General features: G+C 53.8%; 21 protein-coding genes. 15 read left to right on the top strand and 6 right to left on the bottom strand.

All coding sequences use genetic code 11. The annotated features are described in order from the left end of the window. The 6 genes from nudB (at position 1) to HKT17_RS02165 (ending at position 6,526) form a co-directional block, all read left to right on the top strand. A complete protein-coding gene (gene nudB / locus HKT17_RS02140; protein ID WP_171097469.1) occupies positions 1-510 on the top strand; it encodes a dihydroneopterin triphosphate diphosphatase in 510 nt (169 codons plus the stop codon). Positions 511-714: 204 nt separating this feature from the next. Next, complete coding sequence (locus tag HKT17_RS02145; RefSeq protein ID WP_171097472.1) at positions 715-1,509, top strand: endonuclease/exonuclease/phosphatase family protein; 795 nt, start codon at positions 715-717, stop codon at positions 1,507-1,509. Further along, the gene (locus HKT17_RS02150) at positions 1,500-2,852 is read left to right on the top strand and encodes a phospholipase D-like domain-containing protein (protein WP_171097475.1); all 1,353 of its coding nucleotides are present in this window, start codon (positions 1,500-1,502) and stop codon (positions 2,850-2,852) included. The genes HKT17_RS02145 and HKT17_RS02150 overlap by 10 nt, the downstream gene beginning before the upstream one ends. A 25-nt stretch (positions 2,853-2,877) precedes the next feature. Beyond that, positions 2,878-3,888, top strand: a complete 1,011-nt coding sequence (locus HKT17_RS02155; RefSeq protein ID WP_171097478.1) for a ligase-associated DNA damage response exonuclease — start codon at positions 2,878-2,880, stop codon at positions 3,886-3,888. Next, positions 3,885-5,633: an ATP-dependent DNA ligase gene (locus HKT17_RS02160; RefSeq protein ID WP_171097480.1), complete on the top strand. Its 1,749-nt coding sequence runs from the start codon at positions 3,885-3,887 to the stop codon at positions 5,631-5,633. Before HKT17_RS02155 ends, HKT17_RS02160 begins: the two co-directional genes overlap by 4 nt. After that, positions 5,630-6,526 (top strand): DUF429 domain-containing protein, encoded by an 897-nt coding sequence (locus HKT17_RS02165; RefSeq protein WP_171097482.1) that lies wholly within the window; start codon positions 5,630-5,632, stop codon positions 6,524-6,526. Before HKT17_RS02160 ends, HKT17_RS02165 begins: the two co-directional genes overlap by 4 nt. Here HKT17_RS02165 and HKT17_RS02170 read toward each other — a convergent pair. Both HKT17_RS02170 and HKT17_RS02175 read right to left on the bottom strand, forming a co-directional pair. Further along, the gene (locus tag HKT17_RS02170; RefSeq protein WP_171097484.1) at positions 6,523-7,938 is read right to left on the bottom strand and encodes a HAMP domain-containing sensor histidine kinase; all 1,416 of its coding nucleotides are present in this window, start codon (positions 7,936-7,938) and stop codon (positions 6,523-6,525) included. The two genes, HKT17_RS02165 and HKT17_RS02170, sit on opposite strands and share 4 nt — an antisense overlap. Before the next feature lie 14 nt (positions 7,939-7,952). After that, complete coding sequence (locus tag HKT17_RS02175) at positions 7,953-8,639, bottom strand: response regulator transcription factor (RefSeq protein ID WP_171097485.1); 687 nt, start codon at positions 8,637-8,639, stop codon at positions 7,953-7,955. Between the two features lie 136 nt (positions 8,640-8,775). On the opposite strand from HKT17_RS02175, the gene HKT17_RS02180 reads away from it, so the two are divergent. The 6 genes from HKT17_RS02180 (at position 8,776) to HKT17_RS02205 (ending at position 12,274) form a co-directional block, all read left to right on the top strand. Beyond that, positions 8,776-9,285, top strand: coding sequence for a Spy/CpxP family protein refolding chaperone (locus tag HKT17_RS02180; protein ID WP_171097487.1), 510 nt, complete (start codon positions 8,776-8,778; stop codon positions 9,283-9,285). 96 nt (positions 9,286-9,381) lie between these two features. Beyond that, entirely contained in the window at positions 9,382-10,158 is a 777-nt protein-coding gene (locus HKT17_RS02185) for a hypothetical protein (RefSeq protein WP_171097488.1), read from the top strand. A 121-nt stretch (positions 10,159-10,279) separates the two neighbouring features. Then, on the top strand, positions 10,280-10,939 hold the full coding sequence (locus tag HKT17_RS02190; protein ID WP_171097490.1) for a carbonic anhydrase: 660 nt from the start codon (positions 10,280-10,282) through the stop codon (positions 10,937-10,939). An 83-nt stretch (positions 10,940-11,022) separates the two neighbouring features. Beyond that, positions 11,023-11,235 carry a hypothetical protein gene (locus HKT17_RS02195; protein ID WP_105028126.1) on the top strand — a complete coding sequence of 71 codons (213 nt, stop codon included), beginning with the start codon at positions 11,023-11,025 and terminating at the stop codon, positions 11,233-11,235. Positions 11,236-11,243: 8 nt separating this feature from the next. Next, complete coding sequence (locus tag HKT17_RS02200; RefSeq protein ID WP_171097492.1) at positions 11,244-11,666, top strand: GNAT family N-acetyltransferase; 423 nt, start codon at positions 11,244-11,246, stop codon at positions 11,664-11,666. Positions 11,667-11,680: 14 nt separating this feature from the next. Next, complete coding sequence (locus HKT17_RS02205) at positions 11,681-12,274, top strand: TetR/AcrR family transcriptional regulator (RefSeq protein ID WP_171097494.1); 594 nt, start codon at positions 11,681-11,683, stop codon at positions 12,272-12,274. Positions 12,275-12,338: 64 nt separating this feature from the next. Here the strand turns inward: HKT17_RS02205 and HKT17_RS02210 are convergent, their stop codons facing one another. The 4 genes from HKT17_RS02210 to HKT17_RS02225 all read right to left on the bottom strand — a co-directional run bounded on the left by HKT17_RS02210 (position 12,339) and on the right by HKT17_RS02225 (position 16,730). Next, positions 12,339-13,100, bottom strand: a complete 762-nt coding sequence (locus HKT17_RS02210; protein ID WP_171097495.1) for a hypothetical protein — start codon at positions 13,098-13,100, stop codon at positions 12,339-12,341. Positions 13,101-13,240: 140 nt separating this feature from the next. Next, positions 13,241-15,022: an acyclic terpene utilization AtuA family protein gene (locus HKT17_RS02215; RefSeq protein ID WP_171097497.1), complete on the bottom strand. Its 1,782-nt coding sequence runs from the start codon at positions 15,020-15,022 to the stop codon at positions 13,241-13,243. 72 nt (positions 15,023-15,094) lie between these two features. Further along, positions 15,095-15,973 carry a Fic family protein gene (locus tag HKT17_RS02220; protein ID WP_171097499.1) on the bottom strand — a complete coding sequence of 293 codons (879 nt, stop codon included), beginning with the start codon at positions 15,971-15,973 and terminating at the stop codon, positions 15,095-15,097. 334 nt (positions 15,974-16,307) lie between these two features. Further along, positions 16,308-16,730 carry an Lrp/AsnC family transcriptional regulator gene (locus HKT17_RS02225; protein WP_171097501.1) on the bottom strand — a complete coding sequence of 141 codons (423 nt, stop codon included), beginning with the start codon at positions 16,728-16,730 and terminating at the stop codon, positions 16,308-16,310. A gap of 137 nt (positions 16,731-16,867) precedes the next feature. On the opposite strand from HKT17_RS02225, the gene ocd reads away from it, so the two are divergent. Genes ocd through HKT17_RS02240 form a run of 3 tightly spaced genes read left to right on the top strand, consistent with a single transcriptional unit; the run spans position 16,868 to position 22,201 of the window. Beyond that, complete coding sequence (gene ocd / locus HKT17_RS02230; RefSeq protein ID WP_171097503.1) at positions 16,868-17,896, top strand: ornithine cyclodeaminase; 1,029 nt, start codon at positions 16,868-16,870, stop codon at positions 17,894-17,896. After that, entirely contained in the window at positions 17,893-18,831 is a 939-nt protein-coding gene (rocF, locus tag HKT17_RS02235; protein WP_171097505.1) for an arginase, read from the top strand. Before ocd ends, rocF begins: the two co-directional genes overlap by 4 nt. Further along, a complete protein-coding gene (locus HKT17_RS02240) occupies positions 18,791-22,201 on the top strand; it encodes an L-glutamate gamma-semialdehyde dehydrogenase (protein ID WP_240965883.1) in 3,411 nt (1,136 codons plus the stop codon). The genes rocF and HKT17_RS02240 overlap by 41 nt, the downstream gene beginning before the upstream one ends. The last annotated feature ends 13 nt before the right edge of the window (positions 22,202-22,214 follow it).

Raw genomic sequence — 22,214 nt, forward strand, 5'->3', positions numbered from 1 at the left:
TTGAGCGGTCATAAAATCCCTGTGTCGGTGCTGGTCGTGATGGTCAGCCCGGCCGGGGATTTTTTATTGATTGAACGGGCTGACAAAGCCGGTTACTGGCAATCGGTGACCGGCAGCCTTGATTTTCCAGATGAATCGCCCTTGCATGCAGCTGTGCGCGAGCTGGCCGAGGAAACGGGGTTTGCAGCCACACCTGTGCATTCTCCTACTGTGCTGGATGCCAAACCTGATGAATTGCTGCAACCCGGTGTTCTCAGGCCGTGGCCACACAGTTTGCAGTACGAAATTTTCGAACATTGGCGCCATCGTTACCCGCAAGGCGTTACCCACAACACGGAGCATTGGTTCCTGGCTTGTGTGCCTGCAGAGTTTGTTCCCCAGCTGGCTGCCGATGAGCATGTTGGGTATGCCTGGATGAATGCGCAAGAGGCAGCAGACCGGTGTTTTTCACCCAACAATGCACAAGCCATTCTTGATTTGAACTTGAAGCTTCAGGCCGGGCTGGCTTGAAAATACAAAGGGGCCGCGAAGGGCCCCTTTTTTCATATACGGTATATAGCTGCTGCTGGAAACGGTTTTAAACTGCTTTAGAAGGTTCAATATTTACAATTCGAGTATAGGGGTAACCCTAATTGGGGGGCAATACCCAGTGTTTGTGACATGACTTGAATTGACTTGGTAATTTACCGATCTATTTTCTAGGTATTGCATGTAATGCGACTTCGAATTGCGACCTACAACATTCACAAAGGGGTGATGGGCCTGCGCAAGCCTTCCCTGACCATTCACGCCCTGCGAGAACAAATTCATGCCATGAATGCCGACCTGGTGTTTTTACAGGAAGTGCAGGGCAGGCACGACCGCCATGCTGGCAAGTTTGAGCATTGGCCCGAGGGTGGGCAGCACGAGTTTTTGGCCCAATCGCCCTCTGCGATTGACAAGCTGTTGGGCCATGCCAGCCAGCAATACTTCACAGCTTACGGCATGAATGCGGTGTATTCGCACGGGCACCATGGCAACGCCTTGTTGTCGCGATATGAAATTGAATGGATGCTGAATCAGGACGTGTCAGACCACCGGCTTGAGCAGCGGGGTTTGTTGCATTGCTGCATTAAAACGCCCGTAGGCCCCATTCACGCCATGGTGGCGCATTTTGGTTTGCTGTATCGCAGCCGTGTGCGGCAGGCCAGCAAACTGATTGAACATGTGGGTACGCATGTGCCTGCTGGTATGCCTTTGGTGGTTGCTGGCGATTTCAACGATTGGCAGCGCCGCTTGGGGCCAATTTTGCAGCAAGGCTTGAAGGCCGAGGAAGTCATGCCCCTGGACAAACACAATCGCCTGGCCCGCGTGGGTAGTTTTCCGAGCCGGTTTCCTGTTCTGGGACTCGACCGCGTATTTGCCCGTGGTTTTAAGGTTCATGAGGCCACGGTGCTTCATGGGCCTGCTTGGGCCAAGTTGTCTGACCATGCGCCATTCGTGGTCGACCTGGAGTGTGCATGGTGTTGAACCTGTTGCCGGCAGCCGCGCCCGAGCGGGAGGGCAATGCGGTTGAGTTGTTGGTGGGCGGCGAGCAACTGTTCCCAAGAGCGTTGGACGCCATCGAGCAAGCCAGGCATGCCGTGCGCATCGAAACCTATATTTTTGCAAACGACTCAATTGGCGAAGCATTTTGTGAGGCGATGTGCCGTGCTGCAGCACGCGGGGTGAATGTGCGCCTGGTGCTGGATGGTTTTGGTGGACAGGAAGGCGTACGCACATGGGTGCCCACTTTGCAGCAGCATGGCGTGCATGTGCGGGTGTTTCGGCCTGAGGGTGTGTTGTTCAAGCTGAACCCGAAACGGCTTCGCCGCATGCACCGGAAAATCATTGCCGTCGATCACGACATTGCTTTTGTGGGCGGCATTAACCTGATTGATGACTTGAATCATGAAGGGGAACGCGATGAGTTGCTGAAGGCAACTGAGCGCGCGCGACAGAAAAGGGAACCGATTTGGGGCGCTTCAGGTGGAATGCGTGAGCAAGCCATGACGGTGAATACTGACTTGCTTGATCAACAATCGCTTGGACCCCGATACGACTTCGCGGTACAGCTGAAGGGCCCAGTGGTGCAAGATGTGTGGCACAACATGGAGTGGCTGTGGCTGCAGATTGGCCCGGGCGGCCGGGTGACAGATACTTTTAGTTCGGCTTGGTGGAAGGAAAGGGTTGAACAGTTGCAAGAGGCCATGGCCCGCCAGCGCGCAACGCCCAAACCCAAAGCAGCAGGCAAGGTAAAAGTCCAACTGGCTGTGCGCGATAACTTTCGCTTGCGCAGGCGAATTGAGCGCGCTTATCTGCAGGCGATTGGCAACGCGCAACGCTCGATCATTCTGAGCAATGCTTATTTTTTGCCAGACCGCAAAATGCGCAAAGCCTTGCTGGCTGCGCGTGCGCGCGGCGTGCATGTTCAACTGCTGTTGCAAGGGCGGGTGGAGTATCGTTTTCAGCATTACGCCACGCAAAGTTTGTATTCCAGTTTGTTGGCGGTCGGCGTTGATATTTATGAATACTTGCCCAGTTTTTTGCATGCCAAAGTGGCGGTGGTGGATTCCAATTGGGCCACTGTGGGTTCGTCCAACCTGGACCCCTTGAGTTGCCTGTTTGCTCGTGAAGCGAATGTGATTGTTTACAACCGCGAGTTTGCAAGTGCGCTGCGCGAAGAGCTACAAAAATCCATTCAGACAGACAGCCGCGAAATTCAAGCCCATGAACACGCACAGCGACCTTTGAAAGAAAGGGTGTTCAGTTGGCTGTGTTATAAATTAATGCTCTTGGCTGTTTTTCTGGGTGGTTTTGGCAGCCGGTATTAGTGCTTGTTCTTGAAGGTTGTGCAGCATGGATTTGGTGGTGAGTCGCCCCGAAGGTTTGTATTGCCCACCGGGCGATTTTTACATTGACCCGTGGCGCAAAGTAGACCGCGCAATCATTACCCATGCGCATGCTGACCATGCCCGTGTTGGCCACAACCATTACCTGTGTGCTGCGCCCGGCGAAGGTGTATTGCGTACCCGCTTGGGCAATATTTCTCTGGACACCTTGCCTTATGGCACAAGCACCGTTCACAACGGTGTGAAAATTTCGCTGCACCCGGCGGGTCATGTGTTGGGGTCTTGTCAAATTCGGCTGGAGTACCAAGGCCACGTGTGGGTGGCCAGCGGCGATTACAAGGTGGCTCCCGATTTAACTTGCGATGCATTCGAACCGGTGAAATGCCACACCTTCATCACAGAGTCTACCTTTGGTTTGCCCATTTACCGCTGGCGTAGCGACGCTGAAATTTATGCCGAAATAAATGCCTGGTGGGCTGCCAATGCAGCACAAGGCAAAGCCAGCGTGTTGTACGGCTATTCATTTGGCAAGGCGCAACGAATACTGGCGGGTGTTGATTCAAGCATTGGCCCCATTGTATGCCACAGTGCTTGCGAAGGCCTGAACAAGGCCTATCGCGATGCGGGCGTGAAATTGCCAGAAACGTTGACCGTGAGCGAGGTGCTCGATAAATCCACTTACAAAACCTGCCTTGCCATTGCGCCGCCTGCTGCCCAAGGTGCAGCCTGGATGAAGCGATTTGGCAATGCGTATTCCGATGCATTTGCCTCGGGCTGGATGCAGTTGCGTGGCGGGCGCAGGCGCAGCAATGTAGACCGGGGTTTTGTGATGTCTGACCATGCAGACTGGCCCGGCCTGATGCGTGCAATCGGCGCCACTGGTGCGGAACAGGTGATTGTGACTCACGGGTATGTTCAGGTGATGGTGCGCTGGTTGCAAGAGCAGGGATTGAATGCACGCGCCTTCGTGACTGAGTATGGCGGCGAAGGAGAAGGCGAACAGGAGCCTGCCGCATGAAGCAGTTTGCAGAATTGTTCGCTGAACTGGATGGCTCTACCTCAACTTTGCACAAGGTGCAGGCTTTGCGGCATTACTTTGAACATGCGCCCGCTGAGGACGCCGCTTGGGCTGTGTACTTCTTGTCTGGCGGCAAGCCCAAGCGCACTGTACCCACACGCACACTGCGGGAGGTTGCCTTGCAGGTAAGTGGCCTGCCCGATTGGTTGTTTGAGGAAAGTTACCAGGCGGTGGGCGATTTGGCAGAAACAATCGCGCATGTATTGCCGACCTCATCCACATTGCCCGGCCAGTCGCAAGGCTTGGCCTGGTGGATGCAACACCGAATTCTGCCCCTGCGCAATCTGCCCGACGAAGATCGTATTGCGGCTGTACAAACCTGCTGGAATGAACTGACTGCCACGGAGCGATTCCTGTTTGTGAAACTGGTGGGCGGCGGATTTCGAGTGGGGGTGTCCAAGCTGTTGGTGACCCGTGCCTTGGCTGAACTGGCTGGGCTGGATGCCAAGCTGGTGGCCACTCGCATGATGGGGTTTGCCGATGCAAGCAATCAACCCACCGCGGAGCAGTTCAGCGCATTGTTGGCTGTACCCGCAAACAGCAGCACAGGGCAAGACCCCGGCCGTTTGGGTCAGCCCTTGCCGTTTTTTCTGGCGCATCCCTTGCAGGAAGAGCCGGAGGAGTTGGGCCCACTTGAAGATTGGCTGGTGGAATGGAAGTACGACGGCATTCGAGCCCAGGTGGTGAAAGAGGGTGGGCAGGTGTGGGTGTGGTCGCGCGGTGAAGAGTTGGTCAGTGAACAGTTTCCGGAGTTGCAAGATGCGTTTGCGCACTGGCCCGACGGCTGTATTCTGGATGGCGAAATTTTGGTGTGGCAAGGCGATGCGCCAGCCGGGTTCAATGCTTTGCAAGGGCGTTTGAATCGCAAAGTGGTCAGCAAAAAATTGATGGCCGATGCGCCGGTTGTTTTTTTGGCTTATGACCTGCTTCGGCTTCATGGCGACAATATTGTGAATCTTCTTCAGCGTGAACGTCGAACTGCGCTGGAGAAATTTTATGCTTCACACCATGAACAAAGTACTGTGAATGCCATGCCGCGTTTGTTGTTGTCGCAAAGTGTGAAAGCACACAACTGGGATGCATTGAAGCTGTTGCGCGAAGAAAGCCGTGGGCGAGGTGTGGAAGGTTTCATGTTGAAGCACCTGGAGTCCAAATACGGAGTTGGGCGCACCAAGGCCGATGGCTTGTGGTGGAAATGGAAAATTGATCCAATGACCGTGGACTGCGTGTTGGTGTATGCCCAGCGGGGCCATGGCCGCCGCGCAAGCTTGTACACGGACTACACCTTTGCCGTGTGGGAAACACCGCCCGCCTCGGAGGCGCAAGCGCAAGAGGTGGCACAGGCGATTGCGAACGGTGAGAAAGTGGAAGACACCGTGGCCCGTGGTTTGCCCCGTTTGGTGCCGTTTGCCAAGGCTTACTCTGGCCTGACCGATGAAGAATTCAAGGAAGTGGATCGAGTTATTCGCAAACACACTGTGGACAAGTTTGGGCCGGTTCGCACTGTGGTGCCAGTGCTGGTTTTCGAACTTGGTTTCGAAGCAATTTCCCGCTCCACTCGCCACAAAAGTGGAGTGGCCGTTCGTTTTCCACGTATGCTGCGCATTCGCCACGATAAACCTTTGCATGAAGCCGATCACCTTGCCGTGCTCGAAGCTTTGTTGCCCCCGGAGAATGCAGTTTGAATCCCGAAAACAGTCGCTTGCTCGGCATTGATTTTTCCAGCAGCCCCACCAAGAAAAAGCCGATTGCTGTGGCTGTGGGCCACTGGCAAGGCGCTGTGCTGGCGGTTGATGAACTGATGTCGCTGACCACGCTGGGCGAGTTTGAAACCTTGTTGAAAGAGGGACCGCAGGCGTTTGGAAAATTCGAGCGCGCGGCAGGGCCTTTGGAACAGTTGGGGTTTGTGGCCGCGATTGACATGCCGTTTGGTTTGTCGCGCAAACTGGTCGAAGGTTTGAAGTGGCCTGGTGCCGGGCGTACCGACTTCAAGGCTTGGGAAAGCCTGATCAATTACTACAGTGCGCTAAGCCGTGAGCAAATTCGCGCCACTTTCAAAGCGTGGTGTGACGCAAGGCCTGCCGGGCACAAATTTGCGCACCGCGAGTGCGATGGTCCTGCGGGCTCCTCGCCTTCGATGAAGTGGGTGAACCCGCCGGTGGCCTACATGCTGCACGCCGGCGCACCGTTGTTGATGAAAACAGGCGTTCATATTCCTGGCATGCAGCGTGGCGACTCTACACGCGTGGCCTTGGAGGCCTACCCCGGCTACTTGGCTCGCAAGGTGTTGAACCGGGCCAGCTACAAAAGCGACGACCCGAAAAAAGACACTGCGGACCGCCGCATGGCCCGCTCCGAGTTGTTGTGTGCCCTGGAGGAGGGCATGTTGTTTGGCATCAAGGTGCAGGTGAGGCCTTATTTGCGTGCGAAGTTGCTTGACGATGTCAAAGCCGATCACCTGGATGCAGTGTTGTGTTGCTTGGTCGCTGGGTGGGCAGCAAAACGTGCGGATTCCAATTTCGGTTTGCCCAAGCTGATCGACCCTGTGGAAGGCTGGATCGCGGGTGTGACGCCCTAAGTGCCCTTGCCTGGCAATTCAATGCACACCAGCAAACCGTTTGGCGCGCAGTTTCGTGCGTCAAGCACCCCATTCACACGCTGAATCGACTTCTTGGCAATGGCCAAACCCAGACCATGGCCTGAGTGTTCCCCGTGCTTGAAAAATGGTGTGAACAGTTTGGGCAGCAGCGCGGCGGGCACGCCCGGCCCTTGATCCTTGATTTCAATGCGCAGCTGTTTTTCCTGAAGCGAGCAATCGATGCTCACGGCCGTGTTGGCAGGTGTGTGCTTGATCGCATTGCGAATGATATTGTCGAATGCGCCTTGCAGGCTTTCGGCATCGCAATTCAAACGCCAAAGTTTTATCCGGCTGTTGAACACCACTTGTTTGTTCTGTTGTTCGGCTTCAAATTGCGCGTCATCCACCACGGCCAACAACAATTCAATCACATTGTGTTCGCGGTTGCTTTCCGGGTTTTGCCTGGAGTCGAGTCGAGACAGGTTCAGCAGTTGTCCAATCAGGTTATCCAGTCTTTCCGCCTCGGTTTCGATGCGACTCAAGCTGGTATCCAGCTGTGCGGGGTTTTGGCGGGCAAGGCCCACAGCCAGATTCAGACGTGCCAATGGCGAGCGCAGTTCATGCGACACATCGTGCAACAGGGCTTTTTGTTGTTCAATGCGGGTTTCAATTTCTTCCGCCATGTGGTCAAAGCCGCTGAGTAGTTCACCAATTTCATCACTGCGTTTTTTGCCGGTTTTGTGGCTGTTTGAAATGCGCACACCCAAGCGGCCCTTGCCCGCTTCCCTGAACGCATTTTTCAAAGTGTTCAGTGGTCTGCTGAATGTGTAGGCCAGCACGCCCGCAAACAACAGGCTGGCCAGAAATGCAGCAAACAGCCCGGCACCCGGTACGGGTGGAAGTGGCGGTTCAAGCGCCTCGCGTTGCTTGCGTTTTTCACTGTGAGTTTGTTCAGGTTCGCCAGTGTTGGGATTGGCTGTGTTTGCTGGTTCCAGATGGCGACGATTGCGTGGAATGAAAAGAATCCATTGCGACTGGTCCTGCGCAGTTACTTTCAAAATTCCTTGCTCGGTTGATTCATTGTTGTTGAACAAGGCGGTAATCCGTTGCTGAATGTTCTCAGGCACCTCGCGGCTTAAAATTTCCTGGCCCTCGCTCGACACGGCAAACACCGGTATGGCATTGCCGGTTCGTTGGCGATTGCGGTCCAGCAGGTCCCGCAGGGCATCTGGCCCTTTGCCTTCGAGTACTTCCTGAATGGTTTCAAGCATGAATTGCGCGCGTGGGCCTTCAGCAAGGTCGCTGCTGGCAGGCTTTTCCCGCATCAGGTACAGTGCGGTGCCCGTGGCAACAGCCGCAGCAATCAGGCACAACCAAAAACCAAAGAAGAATTTCCAGAACAACTTGCCCATGAATGTAGCCCTGGCTAATCGAGACTGAGCTGATAGCCCTGCCCGCGAATGGTGTGCAAGGTCAAGGGCAGGCGCTCATCGTTCAGATTCAGTTTGTTGCGCAGGCTGCTCAAGTGCACATCAATGCTGCGGTCAAATCGTTCCAACGGGCGACCCAAGCCCTGTTCACTCAGTGCGGCTTTGCTGACCACCTGGCCTGCATGGCTGGCCAATACCTCCAGCAAATTAAACTCGGCGCTTGTCAGTTCTACCTCGTTGCCGTTCAACAGCACCTTGCGTTTGGCGGGTTGCACTTCCAGTGGGCCCAACTGAAGTGCCTGCTTCGGCGCGTTGCTGGAATCATTGGCGCGCCGCAAAATTGCACGGACACGGGCCACAATTTCACGAGGCAGGCAAGGTTTGGGCACGTAGTCGTCGGCACCAAGCTCCAACCCCACAATGCGGTCAATGTTGTCGCCCCGCGCAGTCAGCATCAGCACGGGGGTGTTGTACTTCAGGCGAATCTGTTTCAGGGTTTCAAGCCCGCTTTGCTGCGGCATCATGACATCGAGCACCACCAGCTGGTATTGATCGTCCGCCAGTTTTTTCAAACCCTCAATTGGATTTGCGCAATGCTCCGCCTCAAAGCCTTCGCCGCGCAAGTATTCGCACAGCATTTCGCCCAGTTCAATGTCGTCGTCGATGTGAAGTATTTTCGTCATGGCTTCAATATTACTAGGCAGCCTGGGTTGATGCGCAATTGTTTGCAAGCGCTTTACCCATCTTTACACAGCCTACATCCTCGTTTACAAGCCGGTTTTGCACAATGCAGTTGTCCATTACACAAGGAGTAGGCAAATGAATGTATCCAGACTAACCATCCAGAAAATGATTGCTGTCACTGCAATGGCCATGGCGATTCCCATGAGTGCGTATGCGGGTCATCACGAGGAGGGTGGTAAAAAGCAACATTCAGAAATGCGTCATCACCACAAGCATGGTGGCATGGGCATGTTGAAACAGCTTGATTTGACCGAGGCCCAGCAAGCGCAAGTGAAACAGATTATGGACAAGCAAAGGACCGAGATGAAAGCAGCCATGAGTGATCGCCGTGCACACCGCGAAGAAATGAAATCGATTGTTGAGCAAGACACATTCGATGCTGCCAAAGCGGAGCGTTTGATTGCCCAGCAGCAGGAACAGGAGCGTGCCACCAAATTGAGCATGCTGCGCACCCAGCACGAAATTTACAAAGTGTTGACCCCCGAGCAGCGCGAAAAGGCCAAAGTGATTCGTGCGGAATGGAAAGAGAAGATGAAGGACCGTTACAACAAACGCAAGGCGGAGAGTGCAAGTAATGCCATGTAATACCTGAATTTTGTAGGTACTTTCCCAACCACCTTTTGAAGTATCCCAGTAGTAGCACTTTTGCCCCTATACTGTTTCAAAAAAAGGAGACAGTTAATGGGGCAATCTTTTATTCGACTCGCATTGGCCTGCACTTTGACAGCAGCCAGCACCACAGCAATCGCAGCCCCTCCGGGCTTGCTCATGACCTACAGCTTTGACAGTTTGTCGGGCAAGTTTGGTCAAGCACAGGAAATCAAGGCCAGATCCTTCACCTTGGGTGCAACCCTGGTGGGCGAGGGTTATCGCGCTTCCCTGTTTGTACCCTACATTTCGCTGGAAGGCCCCGGTACCCTGGTGGCAGGCACGGTGACAGGTACCAATGGCCCGGCACGTCGCAGTGAGCAAGGCTTGGGTGACATGGTGGCCACGTACACTACCGATATTATCGGCGGCATTCAAACCAAGGGCTTTGCCATGTCGGCAACAGGCTTGGTAAAAATTGCAACCGGCAATGAAGACCGGGGGCTTGGTACAGGTAAGACAGACTACGGCATTCAGACTGACCTGGCCTATCGCTTTAACAATGGTTTTGGACTGACCGCAGTGCTGGGGCGCCAGTATTATGGCGATACGCCCGAATTGCCTTTGCTCAACGGCAATTACGGCACCGTGGGCGTGAATTTCCCCTTGGGTGATTCTTTGTTCATCAACCTGACCACCTCTCAGCGGGATGAACTGCTGGCAGGCACCGAGAAGCGCAAGGAAAGGGCAATTTCAGCCGTGTATGCGCTGGACACCACTTCAGCCTTGCAGTTTGGTTACACCAAAGGCCGCAGCACGGCCAGCCCCGACGATGTTCTGTCGGTCAGCTATGTGTCACAGGTTGAATAAAACGGGATAAAAATCCTGGCGATACTGAGGTGATGCAAAAGCGTCACCTCGGGCTCTCCCCAATGCCGCGTCATGCTGCGCTGCAGTAAAATGAAGGCCTTGACTCCAACAGGCGAACAACGTGTCCAAAGACCTCTCACACCTTCTTGATGCCAACCAAACTTGGGCTGCGGCTCAGGTGGACAAAGACCCCGAATTTTTCAAACGCCTCGAGAATCAGCAATCTCCGGAGTACTTCTGGATTGGTTGTTCCGATAGCCGTGTACCGGCCAACACCATTGTCAATTTGCAGCCCGGCGAAGTTTTTGTACACCGCAACGTGGCCAACCAGGTGTTTCATGGCGATTTGAATGGTCAATCGGCCACGCAGTTCGCTGTCGAGTTTTTGAAAGTTAAACACATTATTGTGTGTGGTCATTATGGCTGCTCGGGCGTGCGCATGGCCATGCGGGGCGACAGGGTGGGTTTGGCCGATGCATGGGTGCGCCCCATTCACCAGTTGGCGCGCAGACACGGGCTTGTCACTTGCGACGCAGCCCTTGAGCAGAAATGCCACGATCAACTGTGCGAATTGAACGTGATTGAGCAGGTGAAACACCTGTGCGAGAGCACCTTGATTGAGGATGCTTGGGAGCGCGGACAAGACCTCACGGTGCATGGCTGGTTGTATAGCCTGAAAGACGGCATTGTGCGAAACCTTCAAATCTCCATCTCTGACCCCAAGGATCTCGACAAGATTTACACCGATGCGGTAACCGCATTGAAAAAGCGTTACAGCTAATCGATTCTTGGTCTAGAATGAGAAAATAATTCAAGCGTTTGTTTGAATTGTGGGTTCATTTAAAATTCTAGGAGACGATTTACATGGCTTTCTCAACCCAATCCAAACTGGGCGATTTGCTGGACAACCCCCAAACCGCAGCAATTTTGGAAAAACACATGCCCGGCATTTCTACACATCCGCAAATCGGCATGGGCAAGGGCTTCCCATTGGCTGTTGTGGCCAATTTTTCTGGTGGTTTGATTACCCAGGAAATGCTGGAAGCAGTTGATGCTGAATTCGCTGCATTGGGCTGATCGATTCGTTGATTCGGATTGACTGTTCCAGTTGGTTGATCAACGGCGAGTGGGCCAGTTCCATTCGCCGTTCTGTTTTTGTTCAAGAGCAGGGCATTGATGAATCCGAAGAATGGGATGAACACGACTCGGTTTCTACTCATGTGCTTGCCTGGTTAGGCGACAAGCCCGTGGGCACAGCAAGGTTGTTGCCTGAAGGAAAAATTGGCCGAATGGCTGTACTCCCTGAATTCAGAAGCCAGGGAATAGGTAGTGCCATGTTGCTGGCTTTGCTGGCAGTGGCCAAAGAAAAAAATTTGCCGCAGGTGCGCCTGAGTGCGCAGCAGCAGGCGATCGAATTTTACAGTCGACATGGTTTTGCACCGTGTGGTAAAGCCCACATGGAGGTGGGAATACCCCACCAGTGGATGGTGCGAGACCTGACAACATAAAAAAGGACTGGGTTGTGGCTAGAGTATTGAAAGAACAAAAACACGATGACGGGCGGCGTGGCGACATTGTTCGTGCAGCCGCGAAGCTGTTTCGCGACAAGGGCTACGATGGTGCCAGCATGCGGGCCATTGCCAACGCGGTAGGCATGCAGTGCGGCAGCCCTTTTTACCACTTTGCCAGCAAGCAAGACATTTTGGTGGCGGTGGTTGAGGAAGGCTTGCGCCAGGGGCTTGAAAAAACCCGTGCTGTCGTCAAACCCAACTTGCCGGCTGATGCGCAGTTTCGTGCCCTGGTGAAAGTGCACCTCAGCATTATTCTCGAAGACGGCAATGACTTCATTCCAGTGATGCTTTACAACTGGCGTTGCCTGGACGAGGTACACCAGCGCAGGCTGATTGCAACCAAAGATGAATATGACGCCATTTGGCAAAATGCCGTGAACGGCTTGCACAATGCAGGTTTTCTGGGTGGAGACACCAAGTTTGCGCGCTTGATGGTATTGGGTGCCATGAACTTCATGGTGACTTGGTACAAGCCGAAGAAAGGCGACAGCCTGGACACGCTTTCAGACAAAGTGGTGGCTTTCTTTTTGTCCCAACACGCTTGAATAGAAAAAGCCCTTGCTGGCATGATTTCCACCAGCAAGGGCTTTTTTATTGCGTTGCTTGCGATTAACGCAGCAAGCCTGTCAATGAAGCTGGGCGGGCAGCAATCACGTTCTGGATCAAGCTTGAGGTCATCGCGGTAATGGCACCCAGTTGGCCCGCATTCATCATGCTGGCTGTCGCGCTCAAATTACCAGCCATGTTGGCTGTGGCCAAGCCTGCAATATCCAGTGAACCTGTGCTGGCCATGTCGGCAGCCAGGTTTGCACCAGAGGTCATATTGGCCACGTTTTGCACAGTGCCCAATACGCCGCCAGTCACACCTTCAACCACGGTACCTGCTGTCTGGTACACGCCATCGACTGTATTCAACACCTGGCCCAGTTGCTCGCCGCTCAAATTCACAGTGGCGCTCAGGCTGGCGTTGGCACTTGCCATGGCTTGGCCAGCGTTTTCCTGGCCCGCTTCGGTAGATTCACCCACGCTGTCACCAGTTGCAGCGGTTTGGTCGCCTGCTTCAGGTTGTTCCATTTCCGGGGCTTCAGCTGTTGGGGCTGGTTCGTTGGTGGGCGTGGGTTCAGCCACTGGTGTTGGTTCTGGGGTTGCTTCAGGAGCAGGTTGGGCTGCCGGCGGTTGCTGGTGCTGGAACAGGCTGACCTTGATTTCACCCTGTGCCTGACCCTGGGCAGAAGCCTGTTGGCCTGAATGCGCGGCAGCGAACAAGGCGCCCCAGCCGTTCAGGGTAGCAATGTCAGAAGCCTGGGCTGTCATGGGCATTGCGAAAGAGGAAGCGATGGCTGCAACGATTGCGATCTGTTTAACTTGCATGGTGTTCTCCTGTGTGTTGGGTGTAGTAGGCGCTTTCTGGATCTCGCCTCACACTTTCACTAACGGAGACACCGTGTAGGAAAAAGATAACTAGCTAGGGGGTCCGCCCAACGTGGTGTACCCCTTCAAACAGGTGAAGATTATTCGGTAATTTTCATGTTCAGCATCACCTGGGCCATGCCCTTGCCCAGCGGATCGTTTCTCATCGAGGTCATGCCACCACCATCGAGTGCTTCTTTCATAACGAGATTAAAGGCTTGAACTTGAGGTAGCTCGAAAGTGTGAACCTCACCTTTCACCAGGTGAGCCAAGTGGTTTTTTACATTCTTGGGGCGTAGTAAATACCGCAGCACCGGCCAATACTCCGGCTTTCTGGCCACAATGCCCACGTTGCTGGTGTCGCCTTTGTCGCCGCTTCGACCGTGTGCAATTTCAATCAAGGGTTTGCCCAATAGCTCGCGGGGCACTGTTATTTCGTCAAATGACTGTTCCGTAGTCGGGTGGGTTTCGGCGCGTGCCTTGGGGTGTTCCGGTTCCTGGTATTGAATGTTTTCACCGCCCACCTGCACCGCCGCAGTTTGCATGTGTTTGGGCACAAAGCAGCTGAACATTTTTACCAAGGGGGTTACATTGGGGCGTCCCATACCAAAGTTGCCGCTGGTACCCGGCGCATAGCTGGTGCCTGCCGGGGCAATTTCACGAGAGAAAATTGCAGCGGCTTTTTTGTCGCTGTGCGTAATTGCAATGCGCATCATGGCTTCGTGACCCAACTGCACCTGTGCATGTGGGCCCAAATCGGTTTCACTGCCAATGATTTCGATGGATGTGCGTGTGTAGTCTGCCAAACCTTGGCGCTTGAACATGGCGCGTGTACGTTCCAGAATGGTTTCGCCTGTGCGCTTAGCCTTGGCATGCGCATCAAACCCCACAATCGACAGCATGCCAATGCATCGAAAACCCTCTGGATACGTGGCACACACCTTGTACAGGTCGCTGGGTGCTTTGCCAGTGGCTCCATAAATCCGTACCCGGTTCGGGCCGGTTTCTTCAATATTCACTGTGGTGAAGTCGCACACCACATCGGGCAGGGCATAGTTGGCTGGGTCATGAATTTCGTAAAGCAATTGCTCGGTGGCCACGGCTTTATTCACCAATCCGCCTGTACCTTCCGGTTTGCTCAATTCAAAGCTTCCATCCGCAGCCACTTCCACAATCGGGTAACCAATATTGGCCCAGTCAGGCACTTGTTGCCAGTCTGTGAACAGCCCGCCGGTGGCCTGTGCGCCGCACTCCACAATGTGACCTGCCAGGCTGCCTTGCGCAAGCGGGTTCAAGTCTGTGGTTTGCCACTTGAATTCATGCACCAGTGCGCCCAACACCATCGCGCTGTCGACCACACGGCCGGTAATCACAATATCAGCACCCGCATCCAGTGCAGCAGCAATGGGAAAAGCACCCAGGTAGGCATTGGCTGTCAGGAAAAATGGCGGCGCAGCCTGGCTTGAATGCTGGTCTCGCAATTCAACGCCATCCTTGCGCAGCTGGCCAAGCGTGCCTGTTGCGTCATCGCCGCTGACCACGCCAATTCGAATGGTGTGGCCAGCCTCTATCATGGCTTGCTGCAAGGCCGCTGCACAACCGGCAGGGTTAAGCCCGCCTGCGTTCGCGATAATCTTGATGCCTTTGGATTTGGCCGCGGGCAGGGTCCTCTTCATCAGGTCAATGAAGTCGAGTGCATATCCGTGCTCCGGGTTTTTCATGCGCATGCCCGCCATGATGGCCAGGGTCAGTTCCGCAAGGTAATCGTAGGTGATGTACTGTATTCCCGGAACCTTCAGCAGTTGTTCAGTGCCCAGGCTGCTGTCGCCCCAAAAGCCGCAGGCGCCGCCGATTTTGATGGTGTTTGGGGTTGGCATGCTCATGGTCACTTGTTGATGATTTTGGGAAGTCCATCATAGCAAAGCCATTTGTAATAAATCAAACGATCGTTTGAATTAATCAAATTGTTGGTAGCTTCTCTGCAGTGCAGCCATCATCAAATTTGCTGCACTGGTTGTGTTGTGGTTCATGTCAGGCGCAATCCTTGGGAACACCATCATGTTTTTGCCTTCATCGTCAAAGCAAGCGGGCAACAGTTCTGATCTCAGCAGCACAAAATCAGCAATCAGGCGGCAGGTTCTGCCGTTGCCATCTGAAAAAGGATGAATTGAAATTCCTTTCATGGCGGTTCTTGCCGCCAGCAAAATTGGGTTGACATTGCCCAGGTTCAATTCTTCGGCCACTTCATTGCACAAGGTGTTCAATTCGGTGTTGACCATTGAGCCGGGCACCGCAAGGCGGCTTGGGTGGGGGTCGGTGCTGCCTTTGGCGTCACAGGGTCCAACCCACACATTGTTCAGTTGCCTTACTTTCCCACCTGCACTGTTGTGAATTTCTTGCATCAGCACCGTATTGATGCGAATGAACAAATTGCGAATGGCCTCCGGCGTTACAGGTTCCCTGCGCTTGGCGGTTTCGTAGACGATGGTGCTGGCCAGGTCCCAATTCGCCAAGGCCATGCTGTGGTGTGCATTGCGATGTTTCAATGTTTCTGAACCACCACGGCGAAGCAGGGCAAGCTGTTCCAGGTGCGAGGGTTGAACTTCCGGTATCCGAGTCTTGAACTGTTCAAGTTTTTGATCCGCCAGGCAAATCACGATTGGGTTCACTGGCTGATTGAAAATGTAATCAAAATTGCGTTTCATGGCTGCATCATCTTGCCCTGAGGTAAGCAGGTGCAGGCGTGCGTCAAGTATTGGAATTTCATCTAGCCCAGCCTTTTTGCAGTCTGGTGCGGGCGGTTTGGTGTAGTGTGTTTTCAGGCTGCTTGGCACAAATCCGTCACCCAGCTTTTCTTTTGTTATTACCTTAGGCCACTTGCCGTCGGCCGTTTTTATTGCACGTGAACTCGATAGTTCGGATTGATTGGGTAATTGACACCGGTTCGCCACCAAACCAGGAAGGGACAATCTCGCAATTGTTTTCGCGGCGCTTGAAACTGAAGGTGTGTGTTGTATTGAAGCTTCCTCGGAAGCAGAGGGTTCTTCAACCGCTTTTGCGTCGCACACCGCAAATTGGTTTGCCTTGAGCATAAGTCAGGTCGCGAGGATGGATATTGTAGTGAGTTGACAAGATCCAAGCTTGGTTCCGCAATTGTCTGCAAATTACTCAGCTTTTGTAGCTTGATAGATGAATGCTGGTCTCGGTGTTGCTGATCCCCTTGATCAGTCGAATTCGTTCCAAAATTCCTGACAGCCCGGTCAGGTTTTCTGCCTGCAACTCGACCAGCAAGTCCCAGCGTCCATTGGTGCTGTGAATGGCGGTTACCCCAGGTTCCCCGAGCAGCTTCGCCAGTACGGTGCGGCTGTCGTTGCCTTCAATCAAAATACTCATCCAGGCGACAATCAGATTGGGTGTTGTGTCAGGCCGCAATTTGACACTGTAGCCCACGATCACGCCTGAGCTCTCCAGCTTGTTGATTCGATTGGTCACTGTGCCGCGGGACACTTTCAGATGGTGGGCCAACGCCGCGATGCTCAACCTGGCATTGGTACGAAGCAGCCCCAAAAGTTGGCGATCTAAAGTATCCATGCTATCGAAGTGTAAGGTGGTTCTGTCATTGTGCTAGAAAAATGCCATTTTGTAAGCAAATTGTGTGCTTTTGATTGCCTTGAATGGGCAGCACAATGGTGGTTCTACTTGCAATTCAGCAGGTGAGGGAGGATGCGATGCGCACCTTATTCCTGAGCGCTCAGGGCGCGGCAACACTGATTTCGCGGGCTGGTCTGGCACGCTGTATTCGGGGAATGGTTAACGAGATTGATCATGATTTCAAGCGCTGGGAACAGTTTGACAAGTCGGCGCGCCTGGCGAGTCATTCTGCACAGGGCGTGATTGAAATCATGCCAATCAGCGATGGACAAACCTATGGTTTCAAATACGTCAACGGGCATCCCAACAATCACCGGCATGAATTGCCCACGGTCATGGCCTTTGGCGTTCTCGCTCGTGTAGAAACCGGCCTGCCGGAGTTTGTCAGTGAATTGACGTTGGTTACCGCGTTGCGTACTGCGGCGACTTCTGCACTGGCAGCACAGCACATGACCAACCCAGCGGTGCGTAGCATGGCGCTGATCGGCAATGGTGCGCAAAGCGAGTTTCAGGCTGTTGCGTTTCACGAGCTGCTGGGCATTGACACGTTTTATTTGTACGACACCGATTTTTCGGCCACTGAAAAACTGGCCATTCATTTGTATGAACTCGGCTTGAAGACTATATTGTGCAAAAGTGTCCCGGAAGCTGTACGTGAGGTTGACGTGATCACCACTGCCACAGCCGCAAAAACCCATGCCAGCGTGTTGACCAAAAACATGCTGAGGCCAGGTGTTCACATCAATGCCATAGGCGGCGACTGCCCCGGCAAAACCGAGCTTCACCCCGATATTCTTCGCGACGCCCGCGTATTTGTTGAATATGAACCGCAAACGCGGATTGAGGGTGAGATCCAGCAAATGCCCAAGGATTTTCCAGTGACGGAGTTGTGGGAAGTGCTGACCGGTTTTGCGCTTGGGCGCACAGCGCCCGATCAAATCACTGTGTTTGACTCGGTGGGCTTTGCACTCGAGGATTTTTCCGTGATGCGCTACATGCACCGGTTGGCGCTTGCACAGGGCGAGCTTGAATCACTGTCCTTGATCCCTGAACTGCCGGATCCCAAGAATTTGTACAGTTGGTTGAAACACGGGGAGGTCGCATGATTTCACTGATCGGTGCCCCGTGCGATGCCGGCGCAAATATGGCTGGTGCTGCACTGGGGCCTTGTGCACTAAGGCGTGCGGGTGTTCAGCAAGGTTTGCAAAAAATCGGTTGCAAAGTGATTGACCGCGGCGATCTAAAAATACCGACATCTGAACCGCATGTCGAGGTGCAGGGGTATCGGAATTTTCATGAAGTACTGGCGTGGAATCGGGCAGTGTATGCCGCGGTGGCCGACGCATTGAATGTTGGCGATATTCCCGTATTGCTGGGTGGCGATCATTCGCTGGCCATGGGTTCAATCAGTGCGGTGGCAGCGAATTGCCAACGTCAGAACAAAGAACTGCGCGTGTTGTGGCTGGATGCGCATGCAGACTTCAATACGGCCAATACTTCGATCACCGGCAATATGCATGGCATGCCATTGACCGCGCTGTGCGGTCAGGGACCTTCTGAGTTGACCGAGCTTGCCGGGTTCGCCCCAGCCTTGCGTGCTTCTCAAATTCGATTGTTGGGTGTGCGTTCTGTTGACCCTGAAGAGCGCCGCGCGGTGCGCCGTGCGGCTTTGCCCATGCTTACCATGCGGCACATACAAGGGCGTGGAATTATTCAGGCCATGAATATTGCACTGAGCGACATTGAGCCGGGTACGCATTTGCACGTGAGTTTCGATGTGGATTGCCTTGACCCCTTGGTGTTACCCGGCGTGAGTACCCCGGAAGACGGTGGTTTGCAGCTCGATTCGCTTCGATATTGCATGGCGCGCATTGCTCAAACCGGTTGTGTTGGGTCGGTCGATCTGGTTGAGTTAAACCCTGCCGCAGACCCCACTGGCAGCAGTGCTCAGCGTGCAGTGGAGTTGCTGACTGTTCTTCTGAATCCGCATTGGGAGCGGCATGTACAGCGTTCGTTTGACTGGGCTGAACATGCAGGCTGAGCTGGACCGTTTGCGCACAGAAATAGATGCACTGACTCGGGTGGATGAAACACAGCGAGTGCGCAACCTGCTTGAACAATGCGATTGGCCTGACACCGGGTTTGATGTCATCAAACAGGCCGCACTCGGGCATGTAAAGCGTTTGCATGAGGTGCAAAAGCACCGTGCAGGCATCCACCAGTGGATGGCGGAATATCGCTTGTCCACTCAGGAGGGTGTTGCGCTGATGTGTCTTGCCGAGGCTCTGTTGCGAATTCCGGATACCCAAACACGCGATGGTTTGATTCGCGACAAATTAAGCCATGCGAATTGGGCAGCTCACTTGGGTAACAGTACCTCCCTGTTTGTGAATGCAAGCACCTGGGGTTTGTTCATGGCTGGTCATTGGATTCAAATTCCAGATGACAACACCCTGTACTCCACCCTGCGACGCTTGATCGCACGCAGCAGCGAAGGCCTGGTTCGTGCTGCGGTGGAACAGGTGGTGAAATTCATGGGGCAGCAGTTTGTTGCCGCCCAAACCATTGAGGAGGCCTTGTGCAACAGCCGTGCGAAATCATTGCAGGGCTTTACCCATTCCTTCGACATGCTGGGTGAAGCCGCTTTGTGTGAAGCGGACGCGCAGGCTTACTTCAATAGCTACTTGCATGCAATCAATGCGATTGGGCAAAGTAATTACAAAGGCGTAACCGACGGTCACGGTATTTCTGTAAAGTTGTCGGCATTGCACCCGCGATACACCTTGTGGCAAGAACAACGCGTACAAGCCGAACTGTACCCGCGGCTGTACACACTGGCACTTTCAGCCAGGCAGCACAACATTGCCTTGAATGTGGATGCAGAGGAAAGCGAGCGTCTGGAATTATCACTCGACCTGTTCACACGCTTGGCCTTCGAGCCTGAATTAAAGCGCTGGAATGGTCTTGGGTTGGCGGTTCAGGCCTATCAAACCCGAGCGACAGCTGTGGTTCGATTTGTCGCTGCACTGGCACGCGCCAGTGAACGGATTATCCAGGTTCGATTGGTCAAAGGTGCATATTGGGACAGTGAAATCAAGCGTTGCCAAATACAGGGTTTGGCACATTTCCCGGTGTTTACCCAGAAGGTTCACACCGATCTTTCATACCTGTGTTGCGCTGATTTGATGTTGCGCAATGCCAATTTCATTTACCCACAATTTGCCACCCACAACGCCCACACGTACGCCGCTATTCAGCACATGGCCGAGCAACTGAATGTGCGGCAGTTCGAGATGCAGTGTTTGCATGGCATGGGTGAGGGGCTTTACAGCCGTGCCAGAATTTATGCGCCTGTGGGCACTCACCAAACATTGCTTCCTTACCTGGTGCGCCGTTTGCTGGAAAATGGTGCCAACACCTCGTTCGTTAACCAGATGGTGAATCCAAATGTGGACGTGGATGAACTGCTGGAACACCCGGTTCTCACCTTGCGTAGGCATGGTGTTCAAAGCAACCCAGCCTGCGTACCTGCACCGAATTTGTTTGGTACCAATCGCCTGAACTCAAGCGGGCTTGATTTGTATTGCAAACGCACTGTGCAGCAACTGCATCAAGCCGTGGGTAGCGGAACCTTTAAGGATTTGGAACCCTTGGCTTACAGCACACATGTGCAGGTGCAATCAGCATTGGGTGTTGCTTTTCGATCGCGCAGCACGGGTGGCGACTGGTTTGAGAAAGGGCCAGAACACTGGGCGGCTGTCTTGTTGCAAGCAGCGGAGCTGCTTGAGAGTCATCACCTTCAATTGATTAACTTGCTGGTTCACGAAGCCAGAAAAACCATCCCAAATGCCCACATGGAAGTGCGCGAAGCCGTCGATTTTTGCCGCTACTATGCAGCTCAGGTTTCCACCTTACCTGCATTGCAACCCGAATCAACACCGCGCCTTGCGGTGTGCATCAGCCCCTGGAATTTTCCTTTGGCCATTTTTGTAGGGCAGGTGGTGGGTGCACTGGCCAGTGGGCATGTGGTGGTGGCCAAGCCTGCCGAGCAAACGCCGCACATTGCATGTTATGCAGCAAAGCTGTTGCACAAGGCAGGCGTGCCTGTTGAGGTTTTGCAGCTGGTCTATGGCGACTGGAAAGTGGGTTCCTGGCTATGCAGTCATCCAGCAATTGATACAGTCTTGTTCACGGGTTCCAATGCGGCGGCCAAGCACATTCAAGCCAGTTTGTTGAATCGTGACTGCTTGCAAAGCCCCGCCTTGCTGATTGCTGAAACAGGCGGACAAAATGCCATGGTGGTTGACTCATCGGCATTGCTTGAACAAGTGGTCGGGGATGCGCTTGAATCGGCTTTTGGAAGTGCGGGGCAGCGTTGTTCGGCACTGCGGGTGCTGTGTGCGCAAGAGGACATCGCCGACAGCCTCATCGCGCTGCTAAAAGCCGCAATGCAGGAACTTCAGGTGGGCGATCCTGAATTTATTTCCACTGATCTTGGACCCCTGATTGATCGAGATGCATGGCAAGCAGTGAATACCCACATTGAAAACATGAACGCAAATGGATTTCCTGTGTTCCGGGCGGAGCGCGTAGATCCCTGCGTCGCGGGTCACTTTGTAGCACCGGCCCTGATCGAGCTACAGCACATGAATGAACTGCAGCAAGAGGTGTTTGGCCCGGTACTGCATGTCTTGCGTTTCAAGGCCGACCACTTGCCTGCCTTGCTTCATGAATTGAATGCCACCGGATACGCCCTTACTTTTGGCATTCACAGCCGCATTCAATCCACCATCGATCTGGTTTGCAACACCACGAAAGCGGGCAACGTGTATGTGAACCGAAACATGGTAGGTGCTGTGGTGGGTAGCCAGCCATTTGGTGGGCATGGCAAATCGGGAACCGGCCCCAAAGCGGGTGGCCCGCATTATTTGCCTACCTTGATGCGCTTGCCTCAGCTTAGGAATATGCAGAACCAAGAATTGCCCGGCCCCACAGGTGAACAAAACCTTTACCGCTGCCGACCCCGTGGCCGGGTTTGGTGCACTGCACGCGACCTTACTTTGCTTGAACAACAAATTGACGCAGTGCTGGCCACCGGGAATGTGCCGGTTTGTGAACTCGCAGATGCTGACCGAAACCCGCATTCAATCGTGAATGCCGAGGTGTTGTCTGAAATCGATCTTGGCAATATCAACCTGGTAATTTGTCACCCGGAGAACACAGAAATCTTGAAATGGGTGTGTGATCGCCTGGCACAGCACCAGGGAACAATCATTCCTTTTGTGTTGGGCGATGAGAATGGCGTTTATCCAGATTACAGGCTGGTTTGTGAGCAGGTGCTGTCAATCAACACCGCAGCCATCGGCGGTAACTTGACGCTGCTGGCTGATCACCAACCGGGTTTGCATTAACCATGGCACAATC

It is taken from the genome of Limnobacter sp. SAORIC-580, from assembly GCF_013004065.1.
Taxonomy (GTDB): domain Bacteria; phylum Pseudomonadota; class Gammaproteobacteria; order Burkholderiales; family Burkholderiaceae_B; genus Limnobacter; species Limnobacter profundi.

Excerpts from the sequence above, each read along its gene's own strand:
- HKT17_RS02145 (WP_171097472.1), top strand. The coding sequence starts at position 715 with ATGCGACTTCGAATTGCGACCTACAACATTCACAAAGGGGTGATGGGC.
- HKT17_RS02150 (WP_171097475.1), top strand. The coding sequence starts at position 1,500 with ATGGTGTTGAACCTGTTGCCGGCAGCCGCGCCCGAGCGGGAGGGCAAT.
- HKT17_RS02155 (WP_171097478.1), top strand. The coding sequence starts at position 2,878 with ATGGATTTGGTGGTGAGTCGCCCCGAAGGTTTGTATTGCCCACCGGGC.
- HKT17_RS02160 (WP_171097480.1), top strand. The coding sequence starts at position 3,885 with ATGAAGCAGTTTGCAGAATTGTTCGCTGAACTGGATGGCTCTACCTCA.
- HKT17_RS02170 (WP_171097484.1), bottom strand. The coding sequence starts at position 7,938 with ATGGGCAAGTTGTTCTGGAAATTCTTCTTTGGTTTTTGGTTGTGCCTG.
- HKT17_RS02175 (WP_171097485.1), bottom strand. The coding sequence starts at position 8,639 with ATGACGAAAATACTTCACATCGACGACGACATTGAACTGGGCGAAATG.
- HKT17_RS02180 (WP_171097487.1), top strand. The coding sequence starts at position 8,776 with ATGAATGTATCCAGACTAACCATCCAGAAAATGATTGCTGTCACTGCA.
- HKT17_RS02185 (WP_171097488.1), top strand. The coding sequence starts at position 9,382 with ATGGGGCAATCTTTTATTCGACTCGCATTGGCCTGCACTTTGACAGCA.
- HKT17_RS02195 (WP_105028126.1), top strand. The coding sequence starts at position 11,023 with ATGGCTTTCTCAACCCAATCCAAACTGGGCGATTTGCTGGACAACCCC.
- HKT17_RS02210 (WP_171097495.1), bottom strand. The coding sequence starts at position 13,100 with ATGCAAGTTAAACAGATCGCAATCGTTGCAGCCATCGCTTCCTCTTTC.
- HKT17_RS02215 (WP_171097497.1), bottom strand. The coding sequence starts at position 15,022 with ATGAGCATGCCAACCCCAAACACCATCAAAATCGGCGGCGCCTGCGGC.
- HKT17_RS02225 (WP_171097501.1), bottom strand. The coding sequence starts at position 16,730 with ATGGATACTTTAGATCGCCAACTTTTGGGGCTGCTTCGTACCAATGCC.
- ocd (WP_171097503.1), top strand. The coding sequence starts at position 16,868 with ATGCGCACCTTATTCCTGAGCGCTCAGGGCGCGGCAACACTGATTTCG.
- rocF (WP_171097505.1), top strand. The coding sequence starts at position 17,893 with ATGATTTCACTGATCGGTGCCCCGTGCGATGCCGGCGCAAATATGGCT.
- HKT17_RS02240 (WP_240965883.1), top strand. The coding sequence starts at position 18,791 with ATGTACAGCGTTCGTTTGACTGGGCTGAACATGCAGGCTGAGCTGGAC.